This is a genomic window from Variovorax terrae (genome assembly GCF_022809125.1).
Taxonomy (GTDB): domain Bacteria; phylum Pseudomonadota; class Gammaproteobacteria; order Burkholderiales; family Burkholderiaceae_C; genus Variovorax_A; species Variovorax_A terrae.
This window is the reverse complement of record NZ_JALGBI010000001.1, coordinates 2,427,951-2,449,928: the sequence shown is the minus strand read 5'-3', so window position 1 is coordinate 2,449,928 and position 21,978 is coordinate 2,427,951. Positions and strand designations below refer to the sequence as shown.

Below are 21,978 nucleotides of genomic sequence, written 5' to 3'. Positions count from 1 at the left end.
TTCGCGGGTCAGGAGGCGCCGAGGCCGTGCCGGCGCTTCAGCGCGGCGCGAGGCGGATCGCGCCGTCCAGGCGGATCACCTCGCCGTTGAGCATGTCGTTCTCGATGATGTGCCGGGCCAGCCTGGCGTAGTCCTCGGGCGTGCCCAGGCGCGAGGGGAAGGGCACGCTGGCGGCCAGCGCGTCCTGCACCTCCTGGGGCATGCCGAACAGCATGGGCGTGCCGAAGATGCCGGGGGCGATGGTCATGTTGCGGATGCCATTGCGCGCCAGGTCGCGCGCGATCGGCAGCGTCATGCCCACCACGCCGCCCTTGGAGGCGCTGTAGGCGGCCTGGCCGATCTGGCCGTCGTAGGCCGCCACGCTGGCGGTGGAGATCAGCACGCCGCGCTCGCCGGTGGACTCGGGCTCGTTCCTGCACATGGCGTCGGCGGCCAGGCGGATCATATTGAAGCTGCCCACCAGGTTGACCATGACGGTCTTGCTGAACACCGCCAGCGAATGCGGGCCGTTCTTGCCCACCGTCTTTTCGGCCGGCGCGATGCCCGCGCAGTTGACCAGGCCCATGAGCTTGCCCAGCGACACGGCCTTGGCCACCACGGCCTGGCCGTCGGCCTCCTGGCTCACGTCGCACTTCACGAAGGCGCCGCCGATCTCGCGGGCCACGGCCTCGCCCTTGTCCGCCTGCATGTCGGCGATCACCACGGTGCCGCCTTGGGCTGCCAGCATGCGCGCCGTGCCTTCGCCCAGGCCCGAAGCGCCGCCCGTGACGATGAAAACCTTGCCCTGGATCTGCATGAAAGTCTCCTGATGTGACGTTTACGTTAACGTCAATTATGGCGCACAAAAAAGCCCGCACGGGGACGGGCTGGGGCAGGGCACTTGCGTGACGCTCATCGAGGGCGCCGTGCTCGCCGGCCGCTGCGCGGCCCTTCGCTTCGCGTCCTTACTTGAACCCCACCCGGTCCAGCATCTGCTGCACCTTGGTCTGGTTGGCGCCCACCGCGCTGATCGGAATGGTCTCGCTCTTGAACGAGCCGCCGGTCATGGCCTTGAGGGCCGCGTTGCTGGTGACCACGCCCTTGGCGGCGGGCCACTCGTTGTTGCCGTTGGCGAAGTAGTTCTGGGCCTCGGGGCTGGCCAGGTACTCGAGGAACTTCACGGCGTTGGCGGGGTTCTTGGAATACTTCGCCACGGCGCCGCCGGCGATGTTCAGGTGGGTACCCCAGGAGTTCTGGTTCGGGAAGACCACGCCCACGCGGTCGGCCACGACGCGGTCTTCGGGGTTGCTGGAGCGCATGATGCGCGCGAGGTAGTAGCTGTTGGTGACGGCGATCTGGCATTCGCCGGCCGCCACGGCCTTGATCTGGTCGGTGTCGCCGCCCTTCGGGTCGCGCGCCATGTTGGCGGCGAGGCCCTTGAGCCATTCTTCGGCCTTGACGTCGCCCAGGTGCTCGGTTACGGCGCCGAACAGGCTCAGGTTGTAAGGGTGGGAGCCCGAGCGGATGCAGAGCTTGCCCTTGTTGCGCGGGTCGGCCAGCTTCTCGTAGGTGTCGACATCCTCCTTCTTGACCTTGATCTTGTCGTACACCACGATGCGCGCGCGGGTGGAGAGGCCGAACCAGGAAATGCCGCCGTCGGCCGCCGGCTTGCTGCGCAGGTTGGCGGGGATGACCTCGTCCAGCACCGCGGACTTGACCGGCAGGAACAGGCCGTTGGCCTCGCCCTGGTACAGGCGGGCGGCATCGACCAGCAGGATCACGTCGGCCGGCGACGCGGTACCCTCGGCCTTCAGCCGCGCGAGAATGCCGGCATCGTCCGAATCAACCCGGTTGACCTTGATCCCGGTTGCCTTGGTGAAGTTGCTGTACAGGGCCTCGTCGGTGGAATAGTGGCGGGCCGAGTACAGGTTGACGACCTGTTCCTGGGCCGAGGCGGCGCCGGCGGAAAGCAGCAGCGCGGCGGAGGCGAGGCGGGCAGCACGTTTGAGCATGGGTACTTTTCCTTGGAAATGGATGCAAACGGCAGCATGATAAAGCAAACGCGAATCATTCTTAATATAAAACAGGGCACTTTGCAGGGGCTCTGGTCCTGGCTGGGCGCCGTTCTGCTGGGGTTGGCGCTGGCAGGCTGCGCCTCCAAGCCGGTCGAGGTGGCGCCGGCCGAGCCGCCTATGGCCACCCCCTCGACGCCCAAGCGCCCGCCGCGGATCGGCCTGGCACTGGGCGGCGGCGCGGCGCGCGGCTTCGCCCATGTGGGCGTGATCCAGGTGCTGGAGGAGGCCGGGATTCGGCCCGATTACGTGGTGGGCACCTCGGCGGGCAGCCTCGTGGCCTCGCTCTACGCCAGCGGCAAGACCGGCGCGCAGCTGCAGCAGGTGGCCGAAACCATGGAAGAGGCCGCGTTCACCGACTGGACGCTGCCTCTCTTCAATCGCGGCATGCTGCGCGGCGAAGCCCTGGCGCGCTACGTCAATGCCGCCGTGGGCAACCGGCTGATCGAGAACATGGCGCTGCCGCTGGGCATCGTGGCGACCGACCTGAACAGCGGGCAGGGCATGTTGTTCCAGCGCGGCGACACCGGCACGGCGGTGCGGGCCTCGAGCGCCGTGCCGGCGGTGTTCCAGCCGGTGAAGATCTCGGGGCATGAGTACGTGGACGGCGGGCTGGTGTCGCCCGTGCCGGTGCGCTTTGCGCGGCAGATGGGGGCCGAGCTGGTGATCGCCGTGGACATTTCCAGCGCGCCCGAGGGCAACCCGGCCGGCGACACGCTGCAGATCCTGTTGCAGACCTTCGCCATCATGGGCAAGAGCATCAACAACTACGAGCTGCGGGAGGCGGACCTCGTGGTGCGGCCTGCGCTGGCGGGCGTGAAAAGCGCCGATTTCACGGCCCGGCGCCGTGCCATCGAGGCCGGGCGCGCGGCCATGCAGCAACTGCTGCCAAGGCTCCAGGCCGAACTGCTGGCCAAGGCCAGATAAAAAAAGGCCCAGTCGTGAAACTGGGCCTTGAAGGGATCCCTGAACCCGAGGGTATCGAAAGGACCCGAGGAGACAACCTGAAGGAACTCCCATTGCTGAGGTTCCGAGTCAACGGGAGTATCGAATAGATGCCCGTCGATGTGTAGAGTTCCCGCTCCACAAAAAAACTGGGGGCAGGGATGCCGGTTTCAAGGCCGGCACCGCTGCGGCGGGAGGGCTTAGCGCTTCTTGGCGGTGGTGGTCTTGGCCGCGTTGACGGCGGTCGTGGCCACGGCGTTGAAGTTGGCTTCGGCCACGTCGGTCGCTTGCTTCACGGCCTTTTGCACGGATTCGAACGCGTTGTTGGCGGCGGCCACGGCGCTCTTCATCACGGCCACGGCGGTTTCGGAGCCGGCGGGGGCGTTCTTGGCGGCATTGTCGACCAGGCCCACGAAGGCCTTCTGGGCTTCGGCGGTCTTGGCTTCGAAAGCCTTGCCGAATTCGGCGCCCGTGCTCGAAGCGATGTCATACAGGTGGCGGCTGTAGGCGGCGGTCTTTTCAGCCAGGGGCTGGAACAGGGAGGCCTGCAGGGCCAGCAGCTCCTGGGCATCCTTCACGCCCAGCACGGCCTGGGTGTGGCCGGCGGCTTCGCTCAGGGCGGCCTTGGAGGCGGTCACGTTCAGTTCAACCAGTTTTTCGACGCCTTCGAAGGCCTTGCTGGTCAGACCGAACAGGGTTTCGACGTTGGCTTTCTGGGCGGCCAGGATTTGTTCAGCGGTAAGAGACATATGAAACTCCAATGAGAGGGGTTGGTGGACTGTCACTAACTGCGCTGAGCTACGGCTTGGGACCGATTTATGTTGCAGTGCAGCATGGATCGAAGTATAGGGCGGCGCCGGCTCTTTGCAAGCCCTTTATGCTGCAATGCAGCAATTTAGAGACGAACTCCTAGAGGCCGCGGTTTTCATGGGCCGGACACAATGCCGGCAGGCTCGCATGCCACAGGGGCTGCTTCATCGTGTCGCTGCCCGAAGGCCCGCGTTTCCCGGTGGCCAGCCGGCGCTGGTTCATGAGCCGGCCCAGATCACCCTGCCGCCTGAGCCGGCCCCGAGGCCCGGGCGCTGGCAGAATCAGGCCCGATGAGCGAGACCATTCCCCCGAAACCCCAGCCCGAGCCGCGCAGCGCCTACAAGGCGTTTCGCCGCATCGGCACCCGCTGGATGGACAACGACGCCTACGGCCATGTCAACAACGTCGTCTACTACAGCTGGTTCGACACGGTGGTCAATGCGCACCTGATCGAGCAGGGCGTGCTCGACATCCATCAGGGCGACACCATCGGCCTGGTGATCGAGACCCAGTGCAACTACTTCGCTTCGCTGGCCTTTCCGCAGAACGTGGATGCCGGCCTGCGCGTGGCGCATCGGGGGCGCTCGAGTGTGCGCTACGAGGTCGGCCTGTTCGCCGAGGGCGAGCCGCTGACTGCGGCCAAAGGCCATTTCGTGCATGTGTATGTGGACAAGGCCAGCCGCCGCCCGGTGCCGCTGCCGGCCGCCCTTCAATCCGTTCTGGAGAAACTCGCGTGAAGTCATTGCAGGTCAGTACCGTTGTCGAAGATCCGGCCAGCGTGGACGCGGCCATCGAGAGCCGCTTCTCGGCGCGCGCCTTTCTGCCTCGCGTCGTGCCGCGCGAGCAGATCACCGACATCCTGCGCGTGGCCAGCCGCGCGGCCAGCGGCACCAACACCCAGCCGTGGAAGGTTTACGTGCTGCAGGGCGAGAGTCGCGACAGCCTGGTCCAGAAGGTCTGCGCCGCGCATGACGCGGTCTATGCCGATCCCGCGCTGGCCGCCGAGTACCGCGAGGCCTACGACTACTACCCCGAGAAATGGGTGTCGCCCTACATCGACCGCCGCCGCGAGAACGGCTGGGGCCTGTATGGGCTGCTCGGCATCACCAAGGGCGACAAGGACCGGATGCATGCCCAGCATCACCGCAACTTCAAGTTCTTCGATGCGCCGGTCGGCCTGATGTTCACCCTCGAACGCGTGATGGGGCGCGGCTCGCTGGTGGACTACGGCATGTTCCTGCAGGGCATCATGGTGGCCGCGCGCGCGCGCGGCCTGCACACCTGCCCGCAGGCGGCCTGGAACCCCTTCGCCAGGATCATCCTGCCGCACATCGGCGCGGGCCCCGAGGAGCTGCTGGTGTGCGGCATGGCGCTCGGCTACGCCGACGAAGCCGAGCGCGTGAACAGCTTCCACACGCCGCGCGTGCCGGTGGAGCAGTTCACGACCTGGCTGGAGTGACGCCGGCTTGACCTTCGCCGCCCTCCAGTTTCTCAACGGGCTGTCCTACGCGACCACGCTGTTCCTGATGGCCGCCGGCCTGACGCTGATCTTCGGCGTCACGCGCATCGTCAACTTCGCGCACGGCAGTTTCTTCATGCTGGGCGCGCTGTTCACCGCGCACTGGGTCACCGACTGGTTTCCGGCCTGGGGCGAGAGCGCCGCGCTCTACGCGCTGGCCATGCTGCTGGGCGCGGCCTGCGCCGCCCTGGCCGGGGCCGTGGCCGAGTTCCTGCTGCTGCGCCGGCTGGCGGGCGCGCCCGAGCTGTACCAGCTCGTGGCCACGTTCGGGCTGACGCTGGCCATGCACGATGCGATGCGCTGGGCCTTCGGCCCGGGTGAGGTGTTCGCGCCGCGCTTTCCCGGCCTCAAGGGCTCGGTGGAGCTGGGCGGCGAGTATTTTCCCGCCTGGCAGCTCGTCACGATCGCGCTGGGCCCGCTGGTCTGGCTGGGCCTGCACCTGCTGCTGTCGCGCGCGCGCTTCGGCCGGCGCCTGCGCGCCGCCACGCAGGACCGCCACATGCTCGACGCGCTGGGCGTGAACCCGAAGCCGCTGATGCTGGGCGCCGTGGTGCTGGGCTGCGCGCTGGCCGGCCTGGGCGGCGCGCTGCAGCTGCCGCGGGAGCCGGCCCACCTGCAGATGGACATGAACGTGATCGTGGAAACCTTCGTGGTCGTGGTCACCGGGGGCCTGGGCAGCATTGGCGGCGCGTTCCTGGCGGCGCTGCTGATCGGGCTGGTCCATGCCTTCGGCGTGAGCCTGTTTCCGCAGGCCACGCTGGTGCTGGTGTTCCTGGCCATGGGCGTGGTGCTGGCCCTGCGCCCGCGCGGCCTGCTGGGGCTGCCGCTGGACGCCGGCCCGCGTGAATTGGTGCAAAAGTTCATGAAGGTCCCCGTCGGGCGGACCTGGAGTGCTATTGTTTTCATAGCGTTCGCCGTGGGCTGCGGCCTGGCCTGGTGGAGCGGCGACTATGGGCGGGCACTGGCCGCCGATGCGCTGATCCTGATGATCTTCGGCGTCAGCCTGCAGGCCATGATGGCGCTGGGCGGCCTCGTGAGCTTCGGCCATGCGGCGTTCTTCGCGCTGGGCGCATATGGCGCGGCTCTGTCGCATGCGCACTGGGGCGCGCCGCTGCCGCTGGCGCTGACCGCCGGCTGCGGCATGGCGCTGGCCGTGGCGGCGGTGTTCGGCGCGGCCGTGGTGCGCAGCGGCGGCGTCTACCTCGCCATGCTGTCGCTGGCACTGGCGCAGGTGGTGTGGGCCGCGGCCACGCAATGGGTGGGGCTGACCGGCGGCGACAACGGCGTGATCGGCCTGACGCTGGTGACGGCCGATACCGCGACGCTGTTCTACGCGCTGCTGGCCGGGCTGGCGCTGCTCAGCGTGGTGGCGCTGGGCCGGCTCAGCGGTTCGAGTTTCGGCGCCGCCCTGCAGGCCGTGCGCGATGCGCCGCAGCGCGCGGCGGCCTCGGGCCTGCCGGTGAGCTGGATCAAGTACCGCATCTTCGTCGAGAGCGCCGTGCTCGCGGGGCTGGCCGGCGGGCTGTTCGCGGCCCACAAGGGCGCAGTGTTTCCCTCGGTGGCGGCGGTGTCGACCTCGGTCGATGCGCTGCTGGTGGTGCTGCTCGGCGGCGCGCACCAGCTCTGGGGCGCGGCCGTTGGCAGCGCGGTGCTGACCTGGGCCGGCGCCGAACTGGGGGGCGGCTTCGACTACTGGCGCGGGGCGCTGGGGGTGTTCGTGATGCTCATCATGGTGCTGTCGCCGTCGGGCCTGCTCGGGCGGCTGGTGCCCCTGAAGCGGAGGGCCGGCTGATGCTGCAGGTGCGCGGCCTCGTCAAGCATTTCGGCGGCGTGCAGGCGGTGCGGGGCCTGAGCTTCGAGATGGTGCCGGGCGAGTGTGTGGCCCTGATCGGCCCGAACGGCGCCGGCAAGTCCACCAGCTTCGCCTGCATCGCGGGCCAGCACGCGCTGACGGCCGGCGAGGTGCGCTGGAACGGGCAGCGCATCGACGGCCTGCCGCCGGCGCAGCGCCTGCGGCGCGGTGTGGCGCGCACCTTCCAGGTGGCGCAGACCTTCGAGGCGCTCACGGTGCTGCAGAACCTGCAGCTATTGCTGGCCCGCGGGCTGCCGGCCTGGAACCGGCTGGACGCCGAGGCGGTGGCGCCGGCGCGGGCGCTGCTGGCGCGCGTGGGCCTGCAGGCGCTGGCCGGGGCCGATGTGCTGGGGCTGCCCTATGGCGCGAAGAAGCGGCTCGAACTGGCGATGGCGGTGGCGGACCTGCAGGCGGGCGGCCCGGCCTTGCTGCTGCTGGACGAGCCGGCCGCCGGCCTGGCGCCGCAGGAGCGCGCCGAACTGATGCAGCTCGTGAAGTCGCTGGCGGCGCACGGCCAGGACCGGCGCCGGCCCGAGGGCATGGCGGTGCTCTACACCGAGCACAACATGGACGCGGTGTTCGGCGTGGCCGACCGCGTGCTGGTGCTGATGGAAGGCCAACTGGTGGCGCAGGGCACGCCGGCCGAGATCGCGCGGCACGAGACGGTGCTCAGCCGCTACCTCGGTCAGTCGTTCCGCGTGCGGGCCGGCCATGCTTGAGGTGCGCGCGCTCAGTGCCTGGCACGGCGCCGCGCAGGCGCTGTTCGAGGTGTCGCTGCAGGTGGGGGCGGGCGAGCTGGTGGTGCTGCAGGGCCTCAACGGCGCCGGCAAATCCACGCTGTTGCAAGCCGTGATGGGCCTGGGTCCGCGTGTCTCGGGCGTCATCAGCTATCAAAATGAGAGCATCGCGGGGTGGCCGCCGCATCGGCGGGCCCGCGCTGGCCTGGGCTATGTGGCGGAAGACCGGCGGCTTTTCACCGGCCTCACGGTGCGCGAGAACCTGCACATCGCGGCGCGCGGCGACGTGCGGGCGCAGGAGGCGCGCGTCCTGGCGCTGTTTCCCGCGCTCGGCGGCATGCTGCAGCGGCCGGCCAGCCAGATGAGCGGCGGCGAGCAGCAGATGCTGGCGATGGCCCGCACGCTCATGACCGGCCCCCGGCTGCTGCTGCTGGACGAGCCCTGCGAGGGCATCGCTCCGCTGCTGGTGGAGGCCATCCGCGACGCCCTGCTGGCGCTCAAGCGCGAGGGCATGCCGATGCTGGTGGCCGAGCAGAACCGCATCCTGGCCGACCATGCCGACCGGACCGTGACCCTGTCGGCAGGCCGGATCGGCTAGCGCCGGGCGTCCTACTCCGATTTTTCGAAGAAGAGGGTGGGATTGCGCTTTTCCCAGTGGCCGAGCTGCTCCTCGGCCATCTCCTTGCTGAGGCCGTGCCGCTGCTGGATCATTCCGAGCAACTGGTCGCGCTTGCCCGCGATCACCTCCAGATCGTCGTCGGTGAGTTTGTCCCACTGTTCCTTGATCCTGCCCTTGAGCTGCTGCCAGTGGCCTTCGATGCGATCCTGGTTCATGCCGATCTCCTGAAGTTGGATGAAACGCTGCGGCGCCGATGCCAAGAGGCGATGCGCCGGGAGCGTGTTTCCACTGTAGCCGCCGGGCCGGGTGCGAACCGTAGGAGGGGCCGGCCAGCCGGCGTAGGTGCGTGCCTACAGCCGGCGCGGGCCGATGGGGCGGTGCGACACGGGCGCGCCGCGAATCCCCTACACTTTGATGTACTGCGGGCAGATGGCGCGCCGCACAGCCCCAGCCTTTCATGATCATCACCAGCCTTCTTGACACCGATCTCTACAAGTTCACCATGATGCAGGTGGTGCTCCACCAGTTTCCCGGGGCCCAGGTCGAGTACAAGTTCCGCTGCCGCAATCCCGGCGTGAACCTCGCGCCCTACGTGAACGAGATCCGCGACGAGATCCGCTCGCTGTGCCGGCTGCATTTCCAGGACGCCGAGCTGGCCTACCTGCGCTCGATGCGGTTCATCAAGAGCGATTTCGTGGACTTTCTGGGCCTGTTCCGGCTCAACGAGAAGTACATCACCGTCACGCCCCAGCCCTCGGGCGAGATCGAGATCAGCATCCAGGGGCCGTGGCTGCACACCATCCTGTTCGAGATCCCGGTGCTGGCCATCGTCAACGAGGTGTACTTCCGCAATACGCAGAAAGTTCCCGATTTCGTCGAGGGCCGCCAGCGGCTGGACCAGAAGGTGGCGCAGCTGCGGGCGGCGGCGCTGGACCTCAAGATCGCCGACTACGGCACGCGCCGCCGTTTCTCCAAGGCCTGGCACGAGGAGGTGCTGCGCGTGCTGGTGGCCCGGCTCGGCACGGGAGGCGCCGGCCAGCTCGCCGGCACCAGCAACGTGCTGTACGCGATGAAGCTGGGCCTCACGCCGCTGGGCACCATGGCGCACGAATACCTGCAGGCCTGCCAGGCGCTGGGCCCGCGCCTGCGCGACAGCCAGGTGTTCGGCTTCGAGTCGTGGGCCAGGGAGTACCGCGGCGACCTCGGTATCGCGCTGTCCGACGTGTACGGCATGAACGCCTTCCTGCGCGATTTCGACATGTACTTCTGCAAGCTGTTCGACGGGGCCCGCCACGACAGCGGCGATCCGTTCACCTGGGGCGAGCGCATGATCGGCCACTACATCGAGAACCGCGTGGACCCGCTGACCAAGACGCTGATCTTCAGCGACGGCCTGACCGTGCCGCGCACCATCGAGCTGTACCAGCAGTTCAAGGGGCGCTGCCTGCTGGCCTTCGGCATCGGCACCAACCTCACCAACGACCTCGGCTACGAGCCGCTGCAGATCGTGATCAAGATGGTGCGCTGCAACGGCCAGCCGGTGGCCAAGCTGTCGGACACGCCATCCAAGAATATGTGCGACGATGAGAAGTACCTGGCCTACCTGCGCCAGGTGTTCGAGATCGCCCCCGCGGCGTGACGGCCGCCACCAGGGCGCGCCAGCAGCGCGCGGGCGGGCGAGCCCATAACAACAGGATGGAGACTTTCATGACGATGCTGCGAAGGGCCGGGGCCTGGGGCCTGCTGCTGCTATGGCCCGGCCTGAGCGCGGCTGCCGACTTCGACGGCGCCCGGCTGTCGCCGGCCTGGGGTCTTCCGTTCGCGGGCATCCTGCTGTCGATCGCGCTGATGCCGCTGCTCGCGCCTTCGTTCTGGCACCACCATTTCGGTAAGGTCGCGGCGGCCTGGGCGCTGGCCTTCCTGTTGCCGTTCGCGCTGGCCTACGGGCCGGCCCTGGCCTGGGGCAGCCTGGTGCACGCGCTGGTGGCGGAGTACATCCCCTTCATCATCCTGCTGACGGCGCTGTTCACCGTGGCCGGCGGCATCCACATCCGGGGCAACCTGCACGGCAGCCCGGGGCTCAACACGGGGCTGCTCGCCATCGGCGCGGTGCTGGCCAGTTTCATGGGCACCACGGGCGCGTCGATGCTGATGATCCGGCCCCTGATCCGCGCCAACGACAACCGCCGGCATCGGGCCCATGTGATCATCTTTTTCATCTTCATCGTGTCCAACGCGGCCGGCTCGCTCACGCCGCTGGGCGATCCGCCGCTGTTCCTGGGCTTCCTCAAGGGCGTGGATTTCTTCTGGACCGTCGGCCACCTGTTGCCCGAGACGCTGTTCCTGGTGGGCGCGCTGCTGGCGCTGTTCTACGCGCTGGACGGCTGGTACTACCGCAAGGAGGGCGTGCTGCCGGTGGACCCGACGCCTGACACGCACCGCCTGGGCTTCGACGGCGCCGCCAATTTCTGGCTGCTGGGCGCGGTGGTAGGTCTCGTGCTCATGAGCGGCTTCTGGAAGCCGGGCATCGTGTTCGACGTGCACGGCACCGAGGTCGGCCTGCCCGGGCTGTTGCGGGACGCCGGCCTGATCGCGGTCACCCTGCTGTCGCTCAGGATCACGTCGGCCAGGGTGCATGCGGCCAACCAGTTCTCCTGGGCGCCGATGGCCGAAGTCGCCAAGCTGTTCGCGGGCATTTTCCTCACCATCATCCCGGTGATCGCCATGCTGCGCGCGGGCGCCGGCGGGCCGTTCGGCGCCATCGTCTCGGCCGTCACCCGGGCCGACGGCCAGCCCGACCCGGCCATGTACTTCTGGGCCTCCGGCTTCCTGAGCTCGTTCCTCGACAACGCGCCGACCTACCTGGTGTTCTTCAACACCGCCGGCGGCGACCCCGCGGTGCTGATGACCACCCTGGCGCCGACCCTGGCCTCGATCTCCGCCGGCGCCGTCTTCATGGGCGCGAACACCTACATCGGCAATGCGCCGAATATGATGGTGAAAGCCATCGCGGAGGACCGCGGCATCCGCATGCCCGGTTTCTTCGGCTACATGGCGTGGTCAGGCGCAATCCTGATCCCGCTGTTTTTCGTCATGACCTTCATCTGGTTCACGTAAATGAGCAAGCCTCCCATCCTGATCGCCCGCGCGATTTTTCCCGACGTCATCACCAAGCTCGAAGAGCACTTCGAGGTCGACACCAACCAGGCCGACGAGATCTGGCCGAAAGCCAAGCTCATCGACCGGCTGCGCGGCAAGCACGGCGTCTTCACCACCAGCAGCGAGCGCATCGACGCCGAGGTGCTGGACGCCTGCCCGCAACTGAAGATCGTGGCCAACATGGCGGTGGGCTACAACAATTTCGACATCGACGCCATGACCGCGCGCGGCGTGCTGGCCACCAACGCGCCCGACGTGCTGACCGAGACCACGGCCGACTTCGGCTTCGCGCTGCTGATGGCCACCGCGCGCCGCGTGACCGAGAGCGAGCATTTCCTGCGCGCCGGCAAGTGGGAGAAATGGAGCTATGACATGTTCGCGGGCTCCGACATCCATGGCGCCACGCTGGGCATCATCGGCATGGGCCGCATCGGGCAGGGCATTGCCAGGCGCGGCGCCCACGGCTTCGGCATGAAGGTGGTCTACCACAACCGCTCGCGCCTGGACGCGGCGACCGAGGCCGAGTGCAAAGCCAGCTACGTCAGCAAGGAAGAACTGCTCAGGACCGCCGACCACGTGGTGCTGGTGGTGCCGTACTCGGCGGCCTCGCACCACACCATCGGCGCGGCCGAGCTGGCGCAGATGAAGCCCACGGCCACCCTGGTCAACATCGCGCGCGGCGGCATCGTGGACGATGCGGCGCTGGCCCAGGCCTTGCGCGACAGGCGCATCGCCGCCGCCGGCCTGGACGTGTTCGAGGGCGAGCCCAAGGTCCATCCCGACCTGCTGACCGTGCCCAACGTGGTGCTGACGCCGCACATCGCCAGCGCCACCGTGCCCACGCGCCGAGCCATGGGCCACCTGGCGGCCGACAACCTGATCGGTTTCCTGGTGCACGGGCGGCCGCTTACGCCGCTCAACCCGGCCGTGCTGGCGGCAAAGTGAAGCGGGAGCAGACTTCTTGGAACTCTGGCTGATCATTTTTCTGGCGGCATGCAGCCTGCTCCTGCTGGTAGTGCTGCTGCTGCGCAAGGCGCCCGACAGCGGCCTGGCGGAACTGCTGGCCTCGAACGAGCGGCTGGAGCGCGAGCTGCGCCGCGAAATCAGCGAATCGTCGCGCGGCGGCCGGCAGGAGCTCAACGCCACCTTCGCCACCTTCCAGCAGACGCTGGTGCAGCAAAGCGCCGAGGCCACCCGCACCCAGAACACGCAGATCGACGCCTTCGCCCAGCAGCTGACGCTGCTGCAGAAAACGCTGTCCGACACGCTCACCACGCAGCTGCAGGGCCTGAGCGAGTCAAACGCGCGGCGCATGGCCGAGGTGCGTGCCACGCTGGAAGCGCAGCTCGCGCAGTTGCAGCAGTCCAATACCGCCAAGCTCGACGAGATGCGCAAGACGGTGGACGAGAAGCTGCAGACCACCCTGGAAGCGCGCCTGGGCGAGAGCTTCAAGCAGGTGGCCGACCGGCTCGAGCAGGTGCACAAGGGCCTGGGCGAGATGCAGAGCCTGGCCCAGGGCGTGGGCGACCTGCAGCGCGTGCTGACCAACGTCAAGACGCGCGGCATGTTCGGCGAGGTGCAGCTCGAGGCCCTGCTGGAGCAGGTGCTGACGCCGGAGCAGTACGGCAAGCAGATCGAGACCAAGCCGCGCAGCAACCAGCGCGTCGATTTCGCGGTGCGCTTCCCGGGCCGCAGCGCTGACGGCGCGCCGGTCTGGCTGCCGATCGACGCCAAGTTCCCGCGCGAGGACTACGAGCGCCTGCTCGACGCCCACGACCGCGCCGACGCGGCCGGCGTGGAACTGGCAGGCAAGGCGCTGGAGGCGCGCATCCGCGCCGAGGCGAAATCCATCTCCGAGAACTACCTCGCGCCGCCCCACACCACCGACTTCGCGATCCTGTTCCTGCCGATTGAAAGCCTGTATGCCGAGGTGCTGCGCCGCCCTGGTTTGATGGACGGCCTGCAGCGCGACCACCGCGTCACGCTGGCCGGCCCGACCACGCTGCTGGCCATGCTCAACAGCCTGCACATGGGCTTTCGCACGCTGGCGCTGGAGCAGCAGGCCTCGGAGGTGTGGAAGGTGCTGGGCGCGGTCAAGACCGAGTTCGAGCGCTACGGCGAATGGGTGGCGCGCATCAAGGAGCAGGTGCAGAAGGCCTCCGACACGCTGGACAAGGCCGACACCCGGACCAAGCAGATGCGCCGCGCGCTCAAGGTGGTGGAAGCGCTGCCCGATGCCCAGGCGCAAGCCCTGCTGCCGGCGGCCGACAACGAGGACGGCGCTTTCTGAGCGAGCGCAGCGCGATGCCCGATTACTTCAAAAACAATAGCAAGAAACAACCACGGGTCCTGGACATCGGGCCCTTTTCATCGCCGGGCCGCCCCAGGATGAAAAGCACCCCCTTGTTGGGGGGGCGCGACCCCACGGAGTGGGGCGCGTGGGGGCTCTTGTCGTTCGGAAAAATGGCATGAACGCCAAATTGCTGCGACTCATCCTCGCCCAGGTCTGCCTGCACGCCACCATGGCCGGCATCCGGCTGGCCGCGCCGCTGCTGGCGCTGCAGCAGGGCTACAGCGCGGCGGCGGTGGGGGTGCTGATCGCGCTGTTCGCGCTCACGCAGGTGTTCCTCGCGCTGCCGGCCGGGCGCTTTGCCGACCGCCACGGCGTGCGCCGGCCGCTGGGCCTGTCGGTGATCGCGGCCTGCGCGGCGGGAGGGCTAGCCATGCTGATGCCGGTGTTCCCGGTGCTGTGCGTGTCGGCGCTGCTGTCGGGCGGCGCCACCGGCGCCACGGTGATCGCGCTGCAGCGCCACGTGGGCCGCGCGGCCGCGGGGGCGGACGAGCTCAAGCAGGTGTTCAGCTGGCTGGCCATCGCGCCGGCGGCGGCCAACTTCTTCGGGCCGTTCCTGGCTGGCCTGCTGATCGACCACGGCGGCCGCGCGCCGGCCGACGACCTGGGCTTTCGCATCGCCTTCGGCGTGCTGGCGCTGCTGCCGCTGGTGTGCTGGGCCTGCGTGCGCGGCGAGCGCGAGCTGCCGCAAGCCAGCGCGCCCGAGGGCGACGACAAGCTGCGCGCCTGGGACCTGCTGCGCGCGCCGATGTTCCGCCGTTTGCTGTTCGTGAACTGGCTGCAGTCGTCGAGCTGGGACGTGCACGCCTTCGTGCTGCCCATCCTGGGCCATGACCGCGGCCTGAGCGCCTCGACCATCGGCTCCATCCTGGGCGCCTTCGCCATCGCCGCGGCCGTGATCCGCGTGCTGCTGCCCTGGCTGGCCGCGCGCGTGGCCGAGCGCACCGTGATCACGCTGTCCTCGCTGGCCACGGCACTGCTGTTCGCGGCCTACCCGTTGCTGGACTCGGCGCTGGCCATGGGCGCCTGCTCGGTGCTGCTGGGTTTCTCGCTGGGCGCGGTGCAGCCCATGGTGATGAGCATGCTGCACCAGATCACGCCGCATACGCGGCATGGCGAGGCGCTGGGCCTGCGGCTCATGACCATCAACGCCTCCAGCGTGGTCATGCCCATGCTGTTTGGCATGGCCGGCGCCGTGATCGGCATCTCGGGCGTGTTCTGGGTGGTGGGCGCCGTGGTGGGCGCCGGCTCGCGCGCGGCGTGGCGCCTCAAGGCTCCAGGCCATCCTTCCTGACGCGACCATCGCTTTTGCGAGAATTCATGCCAGGACCCTGAGATGAGGAAGACATGAAGAACAACATCCCTGTCGCGGCATCGGAGCCGCCGGCGCGGCGCGCCGCCATCTGGCGCAGGCTGGCGGGCCTGCTGATTCTGGGCGCGGCGGTGGCGGCCTGCGGCGGCGGTTCATCGAGTCCGTCCGTGTCCTTGAACCTGCTCGTTCGCCAGCCCGTGGACGACCAGGTCTACCCCGGCGTGTCGGTGGCGGTCGGCAACGCGGCCTCGGGCCTGCTGGCCTCGGCCGCCGCCGGCTGGGCCGACCTTGGCAAGCGCGTGCCCTTGACGGCGGATTCGCCGATGCGCATGGCCTCGGTCTCGAAATCGGTCACGGCGGTGGCGATTCTCATGCTCGACCAGGCGGGCAAGGTGTCGCTCGATGCTCCGGTCGGCACCTACGTGCCGGAGTACACGGCCCATGGCCACGAGATCACGCTGCGGCAATTGCTCAGCCACACCTCGGGCATCGGGGGGCACGACCACGGCGACCCCGTGATCCACGGGGACGGCCCTATCACGGAGGCGCAGTTCTTCGCCAGGCTGAACGCGCTGGCGCTGTACGCGGTGCCGGGAAAGAGCTGGGACTATTCGAACGAGAACTACTACCTGCTCGCCAAGGTCGTCGAGCGCGTGAGCGGCCTGACGTTCGCCGACTGGCTGAACCGGAACGTGTTCCAGCCGGCAGGCATGACGGTTCGCAGCTACGCCGACGAGGGGCAGGCCAATCCGGCGGTACCGCTGGGCTATGTGCACCGCCTGAAGACGGACCCGTTCATCCAATGCCCGGCGCCCGACTGGAGCGGCATGGTGGGCGGGGGTGGGATCATTGCCACGCCGGGCGACATGGTGCGCTTCGACGTGGCGGTGTTCGGCGGCAAGCTGCTCGACGCGGCGCATCGTGCCGAGATGGTGCGGACGGTGGCCGACCTTGGCGGGGGCCTGGGCTACGCGCTGGGCTGGTTCACCTACCCGCAAGGCATCGTGAAGCACGATGGCGACTTCACGACGGCGACCACGAGCAACACGATTTTCCCTGACGGCACCTTCGTCGTGCAGGCCGCGAACGGGGCTGACCTGGCCCCCGATTTCGACCGCCTGTACTTCGCCACGCAGGTGCAGAACCTCTACGGCAAGACGCCGTTGCCGCTGGGCAAGCCCAACCCGGCATCGCTGCTGCACCTGTTCGGCCCGTTCACGACCTGCCAGCAGATGGACGACATGCTCTACCCGCCGCCCAAGTAAAGCTCAGAGCCTGTGAACAGGCTCTCAGGCCAGGCCGTAGAAGGCCTTGATCGCGTTCCAGGCGTCCTGCGGCGTGTCGACGTACTCGAACAGCTTGAGGTCGTCGGGCGAGATCACGCCTTCCTCGATCAGCACGTCGAAGTTGACCAGCCGCTTCCAGTAGTCGGAGCCGAACAGCACGATCGGCACCGGCTTGGCCTTGCGCGTCTGCACCAGCGTGATCACCTCGAACAGCTCGTCCAGCGTGCCGAAGCCGCCCGGGAAGGCCACCAGCGCCTTGGCCCGCATCATGAAGTGCATCTTGCGCAGTGCGAAGTAGTGGAACTTGAAGCTCAGCGCCGGCGTGACGTAGGGGTTGGCGGCTTCTTCCATCGGCAGGGCGATCGCCAGCCCCACGCTGATGCCGCCGCCTTCGTGCGCGCCGCGGTTGGCGGCCTGCATGATGCCGGGGCCGCCTCCGGTGCAGATGAACAGCCGGTCGGCCGCCGCCTTGTCCTGGCTGTACCGAGCCACCATCGTGCCGAAGCTGCGGGCCTGCTCGTAGTAATGCGCATTGCGCTGCAGGCTGCGGGCCCGCCGGATCAGCGCCTCGTCGCCGCTGGCTTCGGCCTCGGCCAGCAGGGCGCGTGCGTCTTCCTCGCTGCGAAAGCGCGCGCTGCCGAATACCACCACCGTGTTCTCGATGCCGTGCGCCTGCTGCTCCAGATCCGGTTTGAGCAGCTCGAGCTGGAAGCGGATGCCGCGCGTCTCGCGGCGCAGCAGGAACTCCGGGTCGGCGAAGGCCAGCCGCCGCGGATCGGGCTCCAGCGGGTTGTCGCCGTTGGTGTCGGCATAGCTTTGGAGGGTGGCCCAGGCGTCGGCCAGGCTGCGATCGTGCAGATTTGATTCCATGGGCGTATTTTGGGGCAAACCCGTAGTACGTTTCCGGTATCCTTTTCGCCGCGCTGAGGATTCAAAAAAAATGAGCGGACAAGAATCGTTGGGTTATCGAGTGGTGCTGGATGGACAGGAAGTCGGGCCCTATGACCGGCGCACCATCATCGGCATGCGGATCAGAAAGACGCTGAACAACGGCCATGTGCTGATCGACGCCCAGGGCGGGAGCACGACCGTGGGCGACCTGATCGGCCGGCCGCCGCCGCGCCCATCCACCGGCTTTGCCGCCTCGCGCGATCTTTTGACCAGCGGCCAGTTTCCGACATTCGACGTGAGGTTTTCCGGCGCGCTGGGGTTTGTCGGCGCCGGCGAAGCGCGCGTGCAGCCGGATGTGCTGCGCCTGGCGGGGCGGCGCAGGCGCTGGGGGCTCTGGTCGCGCGAGGCGCGCGTCAAGCTGCCGCTGGACTGCCTGCAGGACGTGGCGGTCGAAGGCGCCACGCTGTCGTTCGGGCTGTCGCCGCAGGCGCCATTCGATGCGCCGGTGCGCGCCTCTCGCCTGAGCTGCGTGCTCGACAGCGCGGAGGCCGCGCGCGAACTGCAGTCCCTGCTGCCGACGCGCACCAGCCCGCAGGCCGAGCAGCAGCGCCAGCTGGCCCAGCGGCTGGCGGCCTACCCGCACCGGGCCTGGGGCACCGGCGTGCTGCTCGTGCTGAACCTGCTCGGGTTTGCCCTGCTGCTGGCCCAGGGCGGCGACCCTCTCGGGGTGAGCGGCCAACTGCTCGTGGCGTCAGGCTCCGGTTTCGGCCCGCTGGTGCGGGACGGCGAGCTGTGGCGCCTTCTGACGGCCCTGTTCCTGCATGGCAGCCTGCTGTCCCTGCTGGTGAGCCTGTGGGCGCTGTGGGATCTGGGGCGCCTGGCCGAACGCCTGATGGGGCTGCCCAAGTTTCTGATCGTCTATGCCGCCAGCGGCCTGCTGGGCGGGCTGGCGGGCCTGTGGTGGGACCCCTGGGGCAACGGCGCCGGGGCCTCGGGGGCGATCTTCGGCCTGCTGGGCGGCCTGCTGATGTACCTGAGCCTGCCGGGCAACGGCGTCTCGCTGTCGGTCATGAGAAAGCACCTCGTGCCGGTCGCCGCACTGGTGGGCTATGCGCTGTGGGCCGGGCTGGCGTCGCCCGGCATCGGCCCCGCCGTGCAGGGGGCGGGCTTGGTCATGGGCGCGCTGTGCGCCCTGGTGCTCTCGCAGCCGCCGCGCGAATGGCCCGAGCTGTGGACCCTCATGGCGCGCGTCCTGCTGACGGTGCTGACCGTGGCCGCCGGCCTGCTGCTGTGGTCGCAGACGCCCAACCGCGGCCCGGCCTACCGGGCCGACCAGGCGTTTGCCGCCGAGCTGAGCCAGCTGATGGGCGAGCAGCAGCGCCGCGCCGCGCAACTGCGCCAATTGCCCGAGCCCGGGCAGGCCGGCGACGTTCGCGACAAGCCCACGCGCGAACTGCTGATGGTGGAGCTGCGCGACCACCAGCGGTTCTGGCAGGACAGCGTGGCCCGCCTGGGCAAGCTCTACCTGCCCAAGGACGCCCGCATGAGCCGGCTGCAGGCCGCCCTGAAGCGGCATGCCTCGGAGCAGCAGGAGCTGAGCGCGCAGTGGCTCGACTGGGTGACCGGTCCCGAGAGCCCCGAGGCCCGGCGCCAGCTGGCCGAGGCCCGCTCCCAGGCCTGGCGGGCCGAGCAGTCGCTGCAGCAGGAATGGCGGGCGCTGGCCGCGCTGCCGCGCTGAGGTCACAACCCGGAATCAGAGCTCGAGATCAGAGCCCGAGGGCCAGGCCCAGCGGCACGAACAGCACCGACAGCGCATTGCCCAGCAGGATCATGGCCGCCACCTTCTCAGGCTCCTGGCGGTAGCGCTCGGCCAGCAGGAACTGCATCACCGCCGGCGGCAGCACGGCAAACAGCACCAGCTGGCCGCGCGCCGCGCCCTGCAGGTCGAGCAGCCACACCAGGGGCCATACCACCGCCAGCCCGGCCAGCGGGCGCGCCAGCGCCCCCAGCAGGCCCAGCGCCAGGCCGCTGCGCGTCAGCGCGATCAGGCGCACGCCCAGCGAGAACAGCATCAGCGGCAGCATGGCATCGCCCAGCATCTTCATGCCGGTGAGCAGCATGGCCGGCGGGCGCAGGCCGGTCAGGGCGCTGGCAAAGCCCAGCGCGGTGGCCAGCATCAGCGGGCTGAGCAGCAGCTCGCGCGTGGCGGCGTGGGCGCTGGTGATGCGCATGCCGAGCGAGAAGTGGAGCAGGTTGCTGATGGAGAACAGCGCCACCGCCGCGCCGAAATGCTCGGGCCCGAACGCCAGCAGCGCCAGCGGCAGGCCCATGTTGCCGCAGTTGGTGAACATCACCACCGGCACCAGCGAGCGCGGCTGCGCCCGGAAGGCGCGCGCCACCACCCAGGCCAGCAGGCCGCAGCCCAGCATCAGCAGCGTGCCGCCGAGCAGCAGCGGGCCGTGGTCCTGCAGCCGGAACGAGCGGTCCGCCAGCGCGGCATAGACCAGCAGGGGCGAGAGCACGTCCAGCGTGATGCGGTTGAACACGGTCATGTCGGGCCGGGCGCGGCGGCCGTAGAACCAGCCGATGGCCACGATGAGGAACACCGGCACGATGACCTGGGCGATGCGGGAGAGCAGATCCATGGGCGGGGCCGGGCGTCAAATGAAAAAGGCTCCTTGCGGAGCCCTGTCGGAATGGCGTTGGCCGAGGCGGCTGGCCATCAGACGCGGCGGCGGTATTCGCCGGTGCGGGTGTCGATTTCGATGCGGTCGCCCTGGGCCACGAAGATCGGCACACCGACTTCGAAGCCGGTGGCGATCTTGGCAGGCTTGAGCACCTTGCCCGAGGTGTCGCCCTTGACGGCGGGTTCGGTCCAGGTGATCTCGCGCTCGACGCTGGTGGGCAGTTCCACCGAGATGGCCTTGCCTTCGTAGAACACCACTTCCAGGGCCATGCCGTCTTCCAGGTAGTTCAGTGCGTCGCCCATGTTCTCGGCTTCGACTTCGTACTGGTTGTACTCGGCGTCCATGCAGACGTACATCGGGTCGGCGAAGTAGGAGTAGGTGCAGTCCTTCTTGTCCAGGATGATCTGGTCCATCTTGTCGTCGGCCTTGAACACGACTTCGGTGCCGAAGTTGTTGAGCAGGCTCTTGAGCTTCATGCGCACGGTGGCGGCGTTGCGGCCACCGCGGCTGTATTCGGTCTTGAGCACGACCATCGGATCCTTGCCGTGCATGATGACGTTGCCGGCGCGGATTTCTTGAGCGATTTTCATAGCGGTTTGGAAAGATAGGCCGCGGCGAGCGGCGAAGGGCGAATCAGCGGGCACCAGCGCCCCAGCCGAATTTCGCAAAGCCTTGAATTTTAACGGGTTTTGGCTGCGAACCGGAGCAACTGCGTGGTCAGGTCGTCCTGCGCCAGCAGGCGCTGGCGCGCGGCCTGGACGCAGGCGCCCCAGGCCGGCAGGTCGCAGGCAGGCAGCGGGCCGCTGCCCAGGCCGTTCCACACCCGGTGGAACTGCCGCAGCGAGGCCGGGGCGTCGAGCCAGGCGAGAAAGGCCTCGAGCTTGGCGCGGTGCGCGTCGTCGTGCTGCGGGTAGATGTGCCAGATGAACGGCCGGCCGGCCCAGAGCGCGCGCACCAGCGAGTCTTCGCCGCGCACGAAGTTGAGGTCGCAGGCCCACAGCAGGGCGTCGAAATCGGTCTGGCTGAAGGCGGGGAGGTATGAAATTGATAGCACTCCATGACCGCCCGACAAGGACATCGAGGCATTTTTGCTTGAAAAAACGGCCTGGACGGCCTGCGCCGCGCGCCCCGGCGTCACCAGCAGCCGCACGGGCTGCCGGCCGGCCGCCAGAGCGGCCAGCCAAGCGCCGAGCGCCGCTGGCTCGTAGCAGAACAGCGAGACGAGCTGCTCTGCAGCCGCCGGCCGCCCGAGCGGCTGCAGCCAGGCGGCCCGGTCGAAGCGGGCCTGGCGCTCCAGCAGCCCGGGCTCGCGCAGCAGGCCGCCGGTGCGCGCGGTGAAGCCGGGGTAGAAGAAATGCTTGGTCAGCCCGGCGCCCGGGCCGCTGAGCACGGGCGAGGGCAGGCCGTGGCTGCGCTCCACATAGGCCTCGGCGGACAGGTATTCGAGGTTGATCCAGGGGAGGCTGCGGCCGGAGGCCCGGGTCCGCTGGGCCATGGCTGCGACGAAATCGGGCGCAAGCTCGCAGCCGAAGGCCTCGATCACCGCGTCGCCGGGCTCGGTGTCCAGCGGGCCGGCGGTCCAGGGCCGGACCTCCACGCCGGGGCAGCCCTGCGGCGCCATCCAGGGCAGGGCCGAGGCGTCGTCGACCCACAGCCGCACGCGCTCGCCGCGCGCGGCGAGGTCGGCCGAGAGGCGCCAGCACACACCGATATCGCCGTAGTTGTCGATGACTTTGCAGAAGATGTCCCAGAGCATGGGG

General features: G+C 68.8%; 21 protein-coding genes. 13 read left to right on the top strand and 8 right to left on the bottom strand.

What is annotated here, in order from left to right:
• Positions 1–37: 37 nt before the first annotated feature.
• Together MMF98_RS11550 and MMF98_RS11545 are read right to left on the bottom strand one after the other, a co-directional pair.
• Positions 38–796 (bottom strand): 3-hydroxyacyl-CoA dehydrogenase, encoded by a 759-nt coding sequence (locus MMF98_RS11550; RefSeq protein WP_243306416.1) that lies wholly within the window; start codon positions 794–796, stop codon positions 38–40.
• Positions 797–944: 148 nt separating this feature from the next.
• On the bottom strand, positions 945–1,991 hold the full coding sequence (locus MMF98_RS11545) for an extracellular solute-binding protein (protein ID WP_243306415.1): 1,047 nt from the start codon (positions 1,989–1,991) through the stop codon (positions 945–947).
• 180 nt (positions 1,992–2,171) lie between these two features.
• Between MMF98_RS11545 and MMF98_RS11540 the strand changes: the two genes are divergently transcribed.
• Positions 2,172–2,978, top strand: coding sequence for a patatin-like phospholipase family protein (locus tag MMF98_RS11540; RefSeq protein WP_243307380.1), 807 nt, complete (start codon positions 2,172–2,174; stop codon positions 2,976–2,978).
• A gap of 218 nt (positions 2,979–3,196) precedes the next feature.
• Here MMF98_RS11540 and MMF98_RS11535 read toward each other — a convergent pair whose 3' ends face one another.
• Positions 3,197–3,745 (bottom strand): phasin family protein, encoded by a 549-nt coding sequence (locus MMF98_RS11535; RefSeq protein ID WP_243306414.1) that lies wholly within the window; start codon positions 3,743–3,745, stop codon positions 3,197–3,199.
• Between the two features lie 351 nt (positions 3,746–4,096).
• Here MMF98_RS11535 and MMF98_RS11530 point away from each other — a divergent pair, with 351 nt between their 5' ends.
• The 5 genes from MMF98_RS11530 (at position 4,097) to MMF98_RS11510 (ending at position 8,512) form a co-directional block, all read left to right on the top strand.
• A complete protein-coding gene (locus MMF98_RS11530; RefSeq protein ID WP_243306413.1) occupies positions 4,097–4,543 on the top strand; it encodes an acyl-CoA thioesterase in 447 nt (148 codons plus the stop codon).
• Complete coding sequence (locus tag MMF98_RS11525) at positions 4,540–5,265, top strand: nitroreductase (protein ID WP_243306412.1); 726 nt, start codon at positions 4,540–4,542, stop codon at positions 5,263–5,265. Before MMF98_RS11530 ends, MMF98_RS11525 begins: the two co-directional genes overlap by 4 nt.
• 67 nt (positions 5,266–5,332) lie before the next feature.
• On the top strand, positions 5,333–7,117 hold the full coding sequence (locus MMF98_RS11520; RefSeq protein WP_423837619.1) for an ABC transporter permease: 1,785 nt from the start codon (positions 5,333–5,335) through the stop codon (positions 7,115–7,117).
• Positions 7,117–7,896, top strand: coding sequence for an ABC transporter ATP-binding protein (locus tag MMF98_RS11515; protein ID WP_243306410.1), 780 nt, complete (start codon positions 7,117–7,119; stop codon positions 7,894–7,896). The genes MMF98_RS11520 and MMF98_RS11515 overlap by 1 nt, the downstream gene beginning before the upstream one ends.
• A complete protein-coding gene (locus MMF98_RS11510) occupies positions 7,889–8,512 on the top strand; it encodes an ABC transporter ATP-binding protein (RefSeq protein WP_243306409.1) in 624 nt (207 codons plus the stop codon). The genes MMF98_RS11515 and MMF98_RS11510 overlap by 8 nt, the downstream gene beginning before the upstream one ends.
• A gap of 11 nt (positions 8,513–8,523) precedes the next feature.
• Here MMF98_RS11510 and MMF98_RS11505 read toward each other — a convergent pair whose 3' ends face one another.
• Positions 8,524–8,748 carry a CsbD family protein gene (locus tag MMF98_RS11505; RefSeq protein WP_243306408.1) on the bottom strand — a complete coding sequence of 75 codons (225 nt, stop codon included), beginning with the start codon at positions 8,746–8,748 and terminating at the stop codon, positions 8,524–8,526.
• Positions 8,749–8,990: 242 nt separating this feature from the next.
• Between MMF98_RS11505 and pncB the strand changes: the two genes are divergently transcribed.
• The 6 genes from pncB (at position 8,991) to MMF98_RS11475 (ending at position 16,619) form a co-directional block, all read left to right on the top strand.
• Positions 8,991–10,172, top strand: coding sequence for a nicotinate phosphoribosyltransferase (gene pncB / locus MMF98_RS11500; protein ID WP_243306407.1), 1,182 nt, complete (start codon positions 8,991–8,993; stop codon positions 10,170–10,172).
• Positions 10,173–10,240: 68 nt separating this feature from the next.
• Positions 10,241–11,650, top strand: a complete 1,410-nt coding sequence (locus MMF98_RS11495; RefSeq protein ID WP_243306406.1) for a sodium:proton antiporter — start codon at positions 10,241–10,243, stop codon at positions 11,648–11,650.
• A complete protein-coding gene (locus MMF98_RS11490; RefSeq protein WP_243306405.1) occupies positions 11,651–12,637 on the top strand; it encodes a 2-hydroxyacid dehydrogenase in 987 nt (328 codons plus the stop codon). It begins immediately after the preceding gene.
• A gap of 16 nt (positions 12,638–12,653) precedes the next feature.
• A complete protein-coding gene (rmuC, locus tag MMF98_RS11485) occupies positions 12,654–13,982 on the top strand; it encodes a DNA recombination protein RmuC (protein WP_243306404.1) in 1,329 nt (442 codons plus the stop codon).
• Positions 13,983–14,160: 178 nt separating this feature from the next.
• On the top strand, positions 14,161–15,336 hold the full coding sequence (locus MMF98_RS11480; RefSeq protein WP_243306403.1) for an MFS transporter: 1,176 nt from the start codon (positions 14,161–14,163) through the stop codon (positions 15,334–15,336).
• A 53-nt stretch (positions 15,337–15,389) separates the two neighbouring features.
• Positions 15,390–16,619, top strand: a complete 1,230-nt coding sequence (locus tag MMF98_RS11475; protein WP_243306402.1) for a serine hydrolase domain-containing protein — start codon at positions 15,390–15,392, stop codon at positions 16,617–16,619.
• A gap of 24 nt (positions 16,620–16,643) precedes the next feature.
• Here the strand turns inward: MMF98_RS11475 and MMF98_RS11470 are convergent, their stop codons facing one another.
• Positions 16,644–17,510, bottom strand: coding sequence for an LOG family protein (locus tag MMF98_RS11470; RefSeq protein ID WP_243306401.1), 867 nt, complete (start codon positions 17,508–17,510; stop codon positions 16,644–16,646).
• Positions 17,511–17,580: 70 nt separating this feature from the next.
• Here MMF98_RS11470 and MMF98_RS11465 point away from each other — a divergent pair, with 70 nt between their 5' ends.
• A complete protein-coding gene (locus MMF98_RS11465) occupies positions 17,581–19,269 on the top strand; it encodes a rhomboid family intramembrane serine protease (protein WP_243306400.1) in 1,689 nt (562 codons plus the stop codon).
• 28 nt (positions 19,270–19,297) lie between these two features.
• On the opposite strand, the gene MMF98_RS11460 is transcribed toward MMF98_RS11465, so the two are convergent.
• From MMF98_RS11460 to earP, 3 genes are all read right to left on the bottom strand, one after another.
• Positions 19,298–20,176 carry an AEC family transporter gene (locus MMF98_RS11460; protein WP_243306399.1) on the bottom strand — a complete coding sequence of 293 codons (879 nt, stop codon included), beginning with the start codon at positions 20,174–20,176 and terminating at the stop codon, positions 19,298–19,300.
• A 77-nt stretch (positions 20,177–20,253) separates the two neighbouring features.
• Complete coding sequence (gene efp / locus MMF98_RS11455) at positions 20,254–20,808, bottom strand: elongation factor P (RefSeq protein WP_243306398.1); 555 nt, start codon at positions 20,806–20,808, stop codon at positions 20,254–20,256.
• Positions 20,809–20,897: 89 nt separating this feature from the next.
• Positions 20,898–21,974 (bottom strand): elongation factor P maturation arginine rhamnosyltransferase EarP, encoded by a 1,077-nt coding sequence (gene earP, locus MMF98_RS11450; protein WP_243306397.1) that lies wholly within the window; start codon positions 21,972–21,974, stop codon positions 20,898–20,900.
• Between the last annotated feature and the right edge of the window lie 4 nt (positions 21,975–21,978).